This is a genomic window from Anaerotalea alkaliphila, assembly GCF_010179735.1.
GTDB lineage: Bacteria > Bacillota > Clostridia > Lachnospirales > Vallitaleaceae > Anaerotalea > Anaerotalea alkaliphila.
On the sequence record NZ_JAAEEH010000010.1, the window covers coordinates 70,881 to 82,647 of the forward strand.

Consider the following 11,767-nt stretch of genomic DNA (forward strand, 5'->3'; position numbering starts at 1 on the left):
CTATATTCATAAACTTCTATGTCAAGGAGGAATACCATGAGGATTGTTGTGATCGGTGCTGTGGCGGCGGGAACTTCCGCAGCGGCCAAAGCTAGAAGGAACGACGATGAAGCCCAGATCGTGATTTATGAAAAGGACCAGGACATTTCCTATTCGGGATGCGGCCTGCCCTACTATATCGGCGGCAAAATCCAGTCCCTGGAGTCCCTGACTCCCCGGGACCCGGCTTTTTTCAAGAAAAAATACGACATCGACGTGAAGGTGGGACAGGAAGTCCTTTCGGTGGACACGGAGAACAGGACGCTGCAGGTGCGTGACCTGTCCACAGGGAATGTCTACGGGGACACCTACGACAAGCTGGTGCTGGCCACAGGAGCAGCACCTTTCGTCCCGCCGGTGGAAGGAATCGGGCAGGGGCACGTGTTCTTCCTGCGGAACGTGCAGAACGCCAGGGACATCCGCAGCCATCTCCTGGAAAGGAAGCCCTCCCATGGGGTGATCGCAGGCACTGGCTTCATCGGACTGGAGATGCTGGAGAACCTTCTGGAAATGGGCCTTTCCGTCTCGGTGGTGGAGGTTGCGGACCAGGTGATGCCAGGTCTTGACAGGGACGTCTCCGCCTATCTGGAAAAGCAGCTGGAAAAGAGGGGTGTCCGGGTCAGGAAGTCCAAAAGCATCGCCCGGATCGAGGAAAGGGAAGTGGTCCTGGACGACGGGAGCCGGCTTCCGGCCGAACTGGTCCTGATGGCCACCGGCGTCCGTCCCAACACGGCACTGGCCCAGGCCATGGGACTGGAGCTTGGGACAACCGGTGCCATCCGGGTGGACAAGGGAATGCACACCAGCCGGGAGGACGTATACGCCTGTGGAGACTGCGTCGAGACCTACAGCGCCATCACCGGGAAGCCGGCCTACCGCCCCTTGGGGTCCACGGCCAACAAGACAGGAAGGATTGCGGGGGACGTGCTGACCGGAGGCGACATGGAATACAGGGGGAACCTGGGCACGGGAATCTTCAAGTGCCTGGACCTGGCCATCGGTTCCACAGGACTTACCGAACGGGAGGCCCTGGGGGAAGGCTATGACGTGGAGGTGGTCCACAACATCAAGCCGGACAAGCCGGAGTATTTCCACGGGGAAGAGATGCTGATCAAGGCGGTGGCGGACCGGAAGTCGAAGCGCCTCCTGGGCGTGCAGGTCATCGGCACCACGGGGGTGGACAAGCGGCTGGACGTGTTCGCCACCCTGATCACCTACGGGGCGACGGTGGACCAGCTCTTCCATCTGGACCTGGCCTACGCACCTCCCTTCTCCACCACCAAGGATCCGGTCCATTACACGGGCATGATCCTGGAGAATGCCATCGGCCGGGGAAGACCCCTGGTGACCGCAGACAAGCTCCGGAGCAATCCGGAGGGCTACCAGATCATCGACGCCCGGAGCGCCGAAGACTATGGGAAGAAAGGCTGCGTCGACCGGGCGGTGAACATCCCCCATGCCAAGCTGCGGACAATGCTGGATTCCCTGGACAAGGACAAGCCCACGGTGACCTACTGCAACAAGGGGGTCACAGGGAACGCGGCCCAGAACATCCTGCTGGGAAGGGGATTCAAGGAAGTATACAACTTGTCCGGAGGTCACAAATTCTATGTGGGCTGCAAGGAAGACGATAAGCAAGGAGAATAGGAATGAGCAAACAAAAACTCGAAGGCATCGGTTTCTTTGAAAAATATCTGACGGTCTGGGTAGCCCTCTGCATGGTGGCGGGAATCCTGATCGGGAGGTACCTGCCGGCGGTTCCCCGGTTCCTGGGCAAGTTCGAATACGCAAGGGTTTCCATCCCCATCGCCATCCTGATCTGGCTGATGATCTACCCCATGATGATGAAGGTGGACTTCAAGAGCGTGCTGCATGTGGGCAAGAATCCCAAGGGACTCTACGTGACATGGGTCGTGAACTGGCTGGTGAAGCCCTTCACCATGTTCGGCATCGCCTACTTCTTCTTCCATGGGGTTTTCGGCGCCTGGATCCCCGAAGCATTGGCACGGGACTATCTGGCGGGCGCCATCCTGCTGGGGGCGGCTCCCTGCACGGCCATGGTCTTCGTGTGGAGCCATCTCACCAAAGGGAACCCTGCGTACACGGTGGTCCAGGTCGCCAGCAACGACCTGATCATCCTGGTGGCCTTCACGCCCATCGTGGCCTTCCTTCTGGGGGTCGGCGGCGTGGCCATCCCCTGGGATACCCTCCTGCTGTCCGTGGTGCTCTTCGTGGTCATCCCGCTGGCAGGCGGGGTGTTCACCCGGAACACGGTGGTCAAACGGAGGGGACTGGCGCATTTCCAGGACAGCTTCCTTCCCAAGTTCAACAACATCACCATTTCCGGGCTGCTGCTGACCCTAGTGATCATCTTCTCTTTCCAGGGGCATGTGATCCTGGAAAACCCGCTGCACATCCTGCTGATCGCCATACCGCTCATCCTGCAGATCCTCTTGGTATTTTTCATCGCCTACGGCGCCAGCAAGGCACTGAAGCTGCCCCACGATGTGGCGGCGCCGGCGGGCATGATCGGGGCGTCCAACTTCTTCGAGCTGGCGGTGGCGGTGGCCATCACCCTGTACGGGACAACCAGTCCGGTGGCACTGGCCACCATCGTAGGGGTGCTGGTGGAGGTTCCGGTCATGCTCCTGTTGGTGAAGTTCGCCAACAACACCAGGCACTGGTTCTCTCCCGCCAAAGCGGGAGCGGCCAAGATGGAAACGGCAGGGATATAAAACCGCAAAACCCTTTGAACCGAAAGTTCAAAGGGTTTTGTCCATGATTGGGAAATGAGGGGTAGAAATGAAAGACATCGTTTTGATACTTATCCTGCAGTTGCTGTATGTCCCCATGCTCGCCCTGCGGACCATCAGCATGGTCAAGAAGCTGAGCCTGCTCACCGCGTTCTTCGGCTTCCTGGAAAGCCTGGTCTATGTTTTCGGGCTGGCTATCGTGCTGACGGGGGAGCAGAGCATCCTGGCCATGCTGGTGTACGCTTTCGGCTTCGCCATGGGACTGATCGTGGGCATCCATATCGAGAACAGGATCGCCATCGGTTACACCTCCGTGCTGGTCAACATCCGGAACAAGAACGCGGAAATGATCGCCGCCCTGCGGGAGAAGGGGTTCGGCGTCACCGTCTTCGAAGGGGAGGGCAAGGACAGTACCCGCTACCGCCTGGACATCCTGACGAAAAGGAACCGGGAGCTTGAGCTGCTGGAACTGATCGACCTGTACGAGCCGACGGCGTTCGTGATTTCCTACGAGCCGACCCGGTTCAAGGGCGGCTACCTGGCCGTCATGATGAAAAAGCAAAGCAAGAAGAGGCTGAAAACCGTCCCCAAAGGCCAACCTGCGGAAATCCCCGGGGAAGAGGCGGAGGATGCCTCCTGGCTGAAGAAGACCGCGGAGGAAATCGTCTTCGAGGTGAAGGAACTGGCCCACCAGGACCAGACGGAGTAATAGGAAAAGAAAGGGGGCATATCAGTTGATATGCCCCCTTTCTTTTTTTCATTCCGCCATCTGGCGGATGATGACCCGGTAGCCCTTCTCCTGGAGCAGGGCATCCACCTCCACGAAGAGGGAGTTCAGCGCCCAGTCGTCCACCAGGTAGACGATGTACTCTTCCTGTGGGAAGGCCTCCAGGGCTCCGGCAAGGTCCTCCAGCAGGACTTCCCGGCCGTCCAGGGTCATGGTCCCCTCGGAAATCGTCAGGTCCACGGAACGCTCCGTGGCTTCGGCGTCCCCTTCCGAAGGAGCGGTTCCTCCGCCGCCGTCGGTCTCCACCGGTTCTTCAATCTCCTCCGGCTCCACGGCCTCGGGAAGAGGATCCGTAGAGCCGCTGTCTTCAGCATCCGTACCGGTTTCCTGCACCTGCCCGGGTTCGGTTCCGGTTCCAAAATCCCAGCCCGGAAGGCCCAAGCCGAAACGGTTGCCCAAGAACAGCAGCAGAAGCAGGGGGAGGGGGAGCAGCCATTTCAAACGGCTGTGTTTTTTCTTGTTGGCCATCGAGGACCTCCTTATGAATCAGGGTGTGATGTTTTGCAGCCGGGTTAGGAACACCCGGTCCATGCTGTGTCTGGCCTGGATGGACCGCATGGCCTCCCAGGCCAGGTTGTACTGGACCCGCAGGACTTGTCCGTCCTCCCCCAGGGAGAGGAGGACGAAGGTGAACCCTCCGGGCTGTGCGGCCAAGGTTTCTGCCAGCAGCTCCTCCAGCTGCTGGCGTTTGGCGGCCCGGCCCTGGGCGGTGGAAAGCTCCTGGGGGAGGAGGTGGACGCCGGTGTCCTCCCCGTTCAGATAGACCTTGCCCAGGGAAGTGTGCAGGCGGATGTCCAGGAAGACGTAGTGCCGGCCCAGGCTCTGGTACTTCTGCAGCTGGTCCGCCACCAGGCTGGGGTCCGCAAGGGCAGCCAGGGTCTCCGGCTCCAGGACCTCCAGGAGCGCCTCCTCCAAGCCGAACCAGTCCGCCACCAGGTCCAGGGTCCTTCCCGTGGCCTCCCGCCGCTCCCTGGAAACTTCCAGAATCCGCTGGTTTTCCTCCAAGGCTTCTTGGAGGACGGCGTCCTTTGCCACCAGAGTGGAGGACATGTTGATCATGAAGCCGAACAGAAGGATCAGGATGACGTCCAGCAGGGGGGTCAGTTCGATGGTCTGTTCACGCCTCATCGTATTCCCCCTTGGTCTTCATGTCGATCCGGTTGATCAGGAGGTTGAAATCCGCCTCGTTCTCGTCCACCTTGGCGAAAATGAAGCCGTCGATGGATTTGAAAAGGATGGCGAAAATAAGCCCCCAGAAGGTTGAGGTCAGGGCCCGGGTGAAGTTCAGGAGGATGACGGCATCATCCAGGTCCGTAAGACGCAGCAGGGCGATGACCGTCCCCAGGATCCCCAGCAGGGGAAACAGGCTGTTGATGGTCAGGTGCAGGTGGAAGAAATGGTTCTGCCGGTCCCGCAAGTCCCGGAGGAGATGGAGGTCGAAGCCCTTTTCCGTCCCGGGCTCCCGAATCATTCGCAGGATGGATTCGATGGGGGCGTAGATGGTGGGCTGGAGCCGCTGCTCCAGAGCCAGGGCCGTCTGCTTCACACGGGGAAGGATGTAGAGGAAGTTGAACAGGGCCAGAAAGAAGATCAGCAGGTCGTAGCCCCGCAGATTCTCCAGGATGATGGAAAACATGTTCATGGGAAGCCTCCTTCCTCAGGTGGAGCCGGCGGATCCGCCGGCCTTCTCGATCTCTCCCAGGAGTTCCCGTGCCTGCATCCGGGCCTGTTCCAGCACCAGCCCGCCCTCCTCCGTGATGGAATAGTATTTGCGGATCTTGCCCTTCACCTTCCGGCTCTCCACTTGCAGGAGACCCAGCTTCTCCATGTTGTGGAGGATGGGATAGAGGGTGCCGGCGCTGATTTCGTAGCCGTGCCCTTTCAGCTCCTCGATCATCCAGGCCCCGAAGAAGGGTTCCTTGTGGGCATGGTGCAGGATGTGGATGTTGACAAAGCCCAAAAACAGTTTTCTCAGGATAGGTTCTTGCAAGTGGGGACCTCCTATGCTACAATTGATATCGAAATACGATATTGAGATGCTATAACGAAATGCTATGGCGTCTTTCCTAAAGTATAGCAACAACGAAGACAAAGCGCAAGCCATTCTTGGCAGGAGGCATGGACCATGGAAAAATCGGTTTTCACCACGGAAAAACTGGAGTTCGGAAATTTCATCCACTATCCGGACATGGAGATCCCCGAGGCGCCGGGAGTGTTCCTGACCGGTCCCAGCGGCAGCGGCAAGAGCACCCTGCTCCGGCTGCTCAACGGGACGCTGAGTCCCAGCAGCGGAAGCATCCGGTACCAGGGCCGGGACCTGGAGACCTGGGATACCCTGGAACTGAGGAGGGAGGTGTTGCTGGTGGGCCAGTCGGTCTTCCTCTTCGACGGGACCATCGAAGGGAATTTCCGGGAGTTCTACGGATACCGGAACCTGCCGGCACCTTCCCGGGAGCGGATGGAAACCTTCCTTGGAATCTGCAGCGCCCCCTTTCCCCTGGACAAGGACTGCAGGACAATGTCCGGAGGGGAAAGGCAGCGGGTCTATATGGCCATCTTCCTTTCCTTCGGCCCCAGGGTGCTCCTGCTGGACGAACCCACCTCGGCCCTGGACGCCAAAAACAGCCACGGCGTGGTGAAGGACATTCTGGCGCACTGCGCCAGGGAAGGGATCGCCGCCATCATCGTAAGCCATGACAACAGCCTGGTGGAGGCGTTTGCCCTCCATAGGATCCTGATATAAATTCTCCTTGGAGGTGCACAAGATATGGAAGATGTGGTAAAATTGAACTTGGCCCAATTCAGCCTGATCTATCTGCTGCTGTTGCTGGTGCTGGCCATCATGAAGAAATCGAAAATCAACCAGACCCGCCTGCTGGTGGTGGCCAGTGCCCGGATGACCGTGCAGCTGGTCCTGGCGGGCCTGCTGTTGACCTACATATTCAAGAATCCCCACCCTATGTTCACCGCGGCATATGTGGCGGTGATGGTCTTCTTTTCCATCCGCAGGGTGCTGTCCAGGAATCCGGGTTTGAACAGCCGGTTCAAGAGGGCGGTGGCCTTGTCCATCGCCTTCTGCGGCCTATCCATCATCCTCTTTTTCGTCGGGGTGGTGGTGGGGATGGACGTCTTCAATCCCCAGTACATGATCCCCATCAGCGGGATGATCATCGGCAACTCCATGACCGGGGTGACCTTGGGATTGAAAACCTTCGATGAAAGCCTGGTCGCCCAAAGACCCAGGATCGAGGCGCTCCTGAATCTGGGCGTGGAACCCAAGCGGATCCTGCTGCCCATGGTGAACAACGCCCTGGAGACAGCGCTGCTTCCCACCTTGAACAACATGCTGGGGATGGGCGTCATATCCCTGCCGGGGATGATGACCGGACAGATCCTCTCGGGGACCCTTCCCATGACCGCCATCCTCTACCAGATTGCCATCATGATCGCCATCACCACGGCGGCCTGCATGACGGTCTTCTCTTCCCTGCATTTCGGATATAGGACACTTTGCAACCACAGGAACCAGATCCTGGCCTAGGCGACAAAGACAACCCCAAGGAGCACACACATGGACGGTAGGACGAACAGAATCATCAACGGAAGCAACGGAAGGCATGCGATCAAGCCCTGGTATCTGATCCCATTGACGATCCTGGGCATGGGAGGCGTGTTCCACATCCAGGACAACTGGCGGGCCAGCATGTTGCTGCCCGGTAGGGTTCCCCACTGGGCGGAGGCCCTGCTTCTGCTGCTGTTCGCAACCTACCTCCTTTTCCTGCTCCATGGGCTGCGGGTGAAGACCCACCTGCTGCGCCAGGACCAGGAGCAGTTTTCCGTCCTCTACCAGCGTCTTCGGGAGAGCGAGAGGAGCAAGTCCGTGCTGCTGGACAACCTTCCCGGCATGGCCTACCGCTGCCGCTTGGACCCTTCCTGGACCATGGAGTTCGTGTCCGAAGGATGCAGGAATTTGACGGGCCACAGGCCGGAGGTGTTCCTGCAGAACAGGAATCTTTCCTATGCGGACATCATCCATCCCGACCATCGGGACGCGCAGTGGGATTCCTGGAGCAGGGCCGTGGAGACCCGGCAGGTATTCCAAGGGGAATACCCCATCATCACCGCCTCGGGAGAAATCCGCTGGGTGCTGGAGCACGGACAGGCGGTCTACAGCCCCCAGGGGGAAGTGGAGGCCCTGGAAGGGCTGGTCATCGACATCACGGACCGGGTACGGCAGGAAAAGGAGGCCCGGTTCGCCAGCCGGCACGACATGCTCACCGGGCTCTACAACCGTCCGTATTTCGAGGAAATCGTGGAGCAGGCGGACAAGCCGGAGCAGCTTCCCCTTTCCATCCTGATCGGCGACTTCAATGGACTGAAGTTGGTGAACAATGCCCTTGGGCATGGGGAAGGGGACCGTCTCCTGGGGGAGGTCTCCCGGATCCTGCTGGAATGTTGCGTGCCTCCAGGATGGGTGGCCAGGACCGGAGGGGATGAGTTCAGCATCCTGCTCCCCCGGACAGACGGCGAAGAAGCCCGCGAAGTCCTGCGAAGGATCCAGGAGGCCTGTGCCGGCTACAACGGACAGCGTCCCGCCGGCACCAGCGTCATCAACCTCTCCCTAGGCTACGGGACCAAGACCTTCTGGACCGAGTCCTTCAGGGACATCAGGAAGCAGGCGGAGGAAAACCTGTACAAGAGGAAGCTTCTGGAGCAGAAAAGCGTCTACAGCGCCACCATCGCTTCCATCCAGGCCACCATGCTGGAGCGAAGCCAGGAGACCAAGGAACATGCGGGGAGGCTCTCGAAACTTTGCCTCCGTCTGGGCCGCCGCTTCGGCTTCTCCCAGACCCAGATGGACGACCTGGAGCTCTTCTGCACCCTCCATGACATCGGCAAGATCGGGGTGGACGACAGGATCCTGAAGAAGCCCGGGAAGCTGACGGAAGAGGAGTGGGTGGAGATGCGGAGGCATCCCGAAATCGGCTGGCGCATCGCCGTTTCCATAGCGGAGCTGGCGCCGGTGGCGGAACTGATCCTCTCCCACCACGAACGATGGGACGGGAAAGGGTATCCCAGAGGGCTGGCGGGGGAGGATATCCCCCTGCTTGCCAGGATCCTGTCCGTGGTGGACGCCTACGACGCCATGACGGAGGACCGGGTCTACCGGAAAGCCCTGTCCCGGGAAGAGGCACTTAGGGAATTGGAGAGGAACGCAGGAACCCAGTTCGATCCGGCCGTGGTCCGGGCACTGGTCGACCATGTGCTTCCGGAGGAGGACGCAAAGGGGGGGAGCGATTGATGAAACGAGCCCTATTCATCTGGTGGTCGGTCCTCCTTCTGTGGAGCGTCCCTTCTCCTGTGCATGCCCGGTCCATGGAGCCCGATTTCTATGAAATGTTCGACAACCATGGCAGCATCATGCTGCTGATCAATTCGGACACAGGGGAAATCGCCTATGCGAACCAGGCGGCGGCGGATTTCTACGGCTATGGCAGGGAGACCCTCCAGAACATGCGGATTTCCGACATCAACACCCTGGGACCGGAGAAGACGGCTGCGGAGATGCAGCTGGCGGTCCAGGAGAAGCGGAACCACTTCGTCTTCCAGCACCAGGTCGCCGACGGTTCGGTCAGGACAGTGGAGGTCTATTCCTACCCCTACCTGTACGGGGATCATCCCATGCTTTTTTCCATCATCCACGACGTCACGGCCAAAACCCTGCTGGAAGAGGAGGCAAAAAGGGATGCCCGGTTCCGCCAGTGCATGCTGGTGGGGATCATCCTGCTCCTGGGAGCCTTCAGCCTGGCCCTGTACCGCAGCAGGAAGAAGATCGACAACGCCAGGGTCCTTCGGCAGACCTTCATGGACGCGGACAACGGCCTGATCTACCTGAAGGACGAAAACGGAAGATACGTGTTCGTGAACAAGGCCATGGAAAGGTTCTACCAGCGGGAGGCGGAGGAAATCATCGGAAGGGACGACTACGACCTGACCAGCAGGGAGTTTGCGGACAAGCGCAGGCAGACCGACCAGGCGGCGCTGGAGAAGAAGGTGCTGGTGGTGGACGAGGTCCGGTGGGAAGGCAAGGTCTACAAGACGACCAAATTCCCGGTGGACCTGGCGAACGGGAAAGTGGGCGTGGGGGCCTACATCAAGGACGTGACCGAAGAGGTCCAGCACAGGCTGGAGCGGGAAAAATCCCTGAAGCGCAACAAGATCCTCGCCCAGGTTTTCGGAAGGGAATTCGCCTCCACCCAGGAGCAGCTGGACTATGCCCTCCAGGAGGCCGTGCGGATGACGGAAAGCCGGTTCGGCTACCTCTTCCTTTACGACGACCGGCAGCAGGCCTTTAGCATACATTCCTGGTCAAAGGAAGTGTTGGGGGACTGCCGCAAGGCGGCCCAGGCCTCCATGGAAGCGCTGGACAAGACAGACATTTGGGAGAATGCGGTGCACCAACCAGGTCCGGTGATCATGAACCGGATGCCGGAACCCGAGGGACAGGGCGGGAAACCTGGAGCAGGGCATCCGGACATCCGGCGGTTCATGAGCGTTCCGGTTCTGGTGGAAGGAAGGATTGTGGCGGTAGCCGGTCTGGCCAACAAGCCGGAGGACTACAACGAGAACGACGTGTACCAGATGTCCGCCCTCATGAAGGGGGTCTGGAACGCCAGGGACAAGAAGGAAGCAGAACTCAAACTGGCGTCCGAAAGGGAAAAGTACCTGAAGACCCTGCTCTCCATCGGGGACGGCGTCCTGGTGACGGATGGGGAAGGCCGGGTGGAGATGCTCAACGCCGTGGCCGAGAAGCTGACGGGGTGGCAGAGCGGGGAAGCCCGAGGGAAGTCCTACAGAGAGGTGTTCGCCCTCTCCCATGCATCCCTGGCGGAAGAGATCAACGACCCCGTCCAGGAAGTGTTCGAGACGGACAGCGTCCGGGAGCTTGCCAGCCATGCGGTCATCACCTCCCGGGAAGGGAAGCGGCACCACATCGAGGATAGTGCCGCCCCCATCCACGGCAAGGACGGTGAAATCACAGGGGTGGTCCTGGTTTTTAGGGACGTGACGGAAAAGAAGGAGCAGAGGCAGGAAATCGAATACTTGAGCTTCCATGACCCCTTGACGGACCTCTACAACCGCAGGTTCTTCCAGGAGGAGGTCCGTCGGCTGGACACGAAGAGGAACCTGCCCCTGACAGTGGTCATCGGAGATGTGAACGGCTTGAAGCTGACCAACGACGTCTTCGGGCACGATGCGGGAGATACCCTGCTGAAACGGATGGCGGAAATTTTTAAGCGGTCCTGCAGGGCGGACGACATCATCGCCCGCTGGGGAGGGGATGAGTTCATCCTGTTGCTGCCCCGTACCACCAGCGAAGCCGCCGGGGACATCGTCCGGAGGATCCAGGTGGAGGCCGCCAGGGAGCAGATGCAGGCCATCCGCTGCGGTGTCTCCATGGGATGGCGCTCCAAGGAACACATGGAAGAAAAGATCGAAAACGTCATGGACGACGCGGAGGACGCCATGTACCTGCAGAAGGCCTTGGACAGGAAAAATTCCCAGGAGGACATGTTGGACGGCATCCTGAAGACCCTCCATGAGGCCATCCCTCGGGAGAAGGGGCATGGGGAGAGGACCTGCAGGTTTGCCAGGGCCATCGGCCAGGCGCTGGACCTGCATCCTTCGGAACTCAGGAGACTGGGGACGGCCGCCAGGCTCCATGACATAGGGAAGGTCGGATTGGAGATGGAACAGCACCCGGTGGTGGGCTACCGGATCCTGAACGCTTTCGACGGCACCATGGACCTGGCGGAAGCCGTCCTGTCCCACCACGAGCGCTGGGACGGGACGGGTTACCCGAAAGGCCTGGCAGGGGAGGAGATTCCCCAGCTGTCCAGGATCATCGCCATCGCGGAAGCCTACGACAACCTGGTCCGGAGCGTCGGCCGGAAGAAAGCCCTGGAGGAAATCCAGGCGGGTGCAGGCAGCCTCTTCGACCCGGAATTGACGGAACTGGCGGTGAGGGTTCTGGGCCGGGAAGAAAAATGAAATTACCCCTGTCAAGCGTTTTTGAAAATGTCCCGAAAAACTTATAACATAGGCACCAGCTATTGCTGGTGCTTTTTTGGTCTTGGGCGTGATGCAAGGGAGCGGCATTTATTCCACGGACCTGTTTACAGCGAGC

The 11,767-nt window shown here is 59.7% G+C and carries 11 protein-coding genes; 7 read left to right on the forward strand and 4 right to left on the reverse strand.

The window, feature by feature from the left end; all coding sequences use genetic code 11:
- Positions 1-36: 36 nt before the first annotated feature.
- The 3 genes from GXN74_RS05240 (at position 37) to GXN74_RS05250 (ending at position 3,501) form a co-directional block, all read left to right on the forward strand.
- Positions 37-1,686 carry an FAD-dependent oxidoreductase gene (locus tag GXN74_RS05240; protein WP_162369880.1) on the forward strand — a complete coding sequence of 550 codons (1,650 nt, stop codon included), beginning with the start codon at positions 37-39 and terminating at the stop codon, positions 1,684-1,686.
- A 2-nt stretch (positions 1,687-1,688) separates the two neighbouring features.
- Complete coding sequence (gene arsB, locus GXN74_RS05245) at positions 1,689-2,774, forward strand: ACR3 family arsenite efflux transporter (RefSeq protein WP_162369881.1); 1,086 nt, start codon at positions 1,689-1,691, stop codon at positions 2,772-2,774.
- A gap of 67 nt (positions 2,775-2,841) precedes the next feature.
- Positions 2,842-3,501: a DUF2179 domain-containing protein gene (locus tag GXN74_RS05250; protein ID WP_162369882.1), complete on the forward strand. Its 660-nt coding sequence runs from the start codon at positions 2,842-2,844 to the stop codon at positions 3,499-3,501.
- Positions 3,502-3,549: 48 nt separating this feature from the next.
- Here GXN74_RS05250 and GXN74_RS05255 read toward each other — a convergent pair whose 3' ends face one another.
- Genes GXN74_RS05255 through GXN74_RS05270 form a run of 4 tightly spaced genes read right to left on the reverse strand, consistent with a single transcriptional unit; the run spans position 3,550 to position 5,569 of the window.
- Positions 3,550-4,047: a hypothetical protein gene (locus tag GXN74_RS05255; protein ID WP_162369883.1), complete on the reverse strand. Its 498-nt coding sequence runs from the start codon at positions 4,045-4,047 to the stop codon at positions 3,550-3,552.
- 18 nt (positions 4,048-4,065) lie between these two features.
- Positions 4,066-4,707, reverse strand: coding sequence for a hypothetical protein (locus tag GXN74_RS05260; RefSeq protein ID WP_162369884.1), 642 nt, complete (start codon positions 4,705-4,707; stop codon positions 4,066-4,068).
- Positions 4,697-5,221 (reverse strand): MotA/TolQ/ExbB proton channel family protein, encoded by a 525-nt coding sequence (locus GXN74_RS05265; protein WP_162369885.1) that lies wholly within the window; start codon positions 5,219-5,221, stop codon positions 4,697-4,699. Before GXN74_RS05265 ends, GXN74_RS05260 begins: the two co-directional genes overlap by 11 nt.
- A gap of 15 nt (positions 5,222-5,236) precedes the next feature.
- On the reverse strand, positions 5,237-5,569 hold the full coding sequence (locus GXN74_RS05270; RefSeq protein ID WP_162369886.1) for a PadR family transcriptional regulator: 333 nt from the start codon (positions 5,567-5,569) through the stop codon (positions 5,237-5,239).
- Between the two features lie 135 nt (positions 5,570-5,704).
- Here GXN74_RS05270 and GXN74_RS05275 point away from each other — a divergent pair, with 135 nt between their 5' ends.
- The 4 genes from GXN74_RS05275 to GXN74_RS05290 are packed head-to-tail and all read left to right on the forward strand — an operon-like array spanning position 5,705 to position 11,631.
- Positions 5,705-6,322 (forward strand): ABC transporter ATP-binding protein, encoded by a 618-nt coding sequence (locus GXN74_RS05275; RefSeq protein WP_162369887.1) that lies wholly within the window; start codon positions 5,705-5,707, stop codon positions 6,320-6,322.
- A gap of 24 nt (positions 6,323-6,346) precedes the next feature.
- The gene (locus tag GXN74_RS05280; protein WP_162369888.1) at positions 6,347-7,120 is read left to right on the forward strand and encodes an ABC transporter permease; all 774 of its coding nucleotides are present in this window, start codon (positions 6,347-6,349) and stop codon (positions 7,118-7,120) included.
- Positions 7,121-7,150: 30 nt separating this feature from the next.
- Positions 7,151-8,881 carry a sensor domain-containing diguanylate cyclase/phosphohydrolase gene (locus tag GXN74_RS05285; protein WP_162369889.1) on the forward strand — a complete coding sequence of 577 codons (1,731 nt, stop codon included), beginning with the start codon at positions 7,151-7,153 and terminating at the stop codon, positions 8,879-8,881.
- Complete coding sequence (locus GXN74_RS05290; protein ID WP_162369890.1) at positions 8,881-11,631, forward strand: PAS domain-containing protein; 2,751 nt, start codon at positions 8,881-8,883, stop codon at positions 11,629-11,631. Before GXN74_RS05285 ends, GXN74_RS05290 begins: the two co-directional genes overlap by 1 nt.
- The last annotated feature ends 136 nt before the right edge of the window (positions 11,632-11,767 follow it).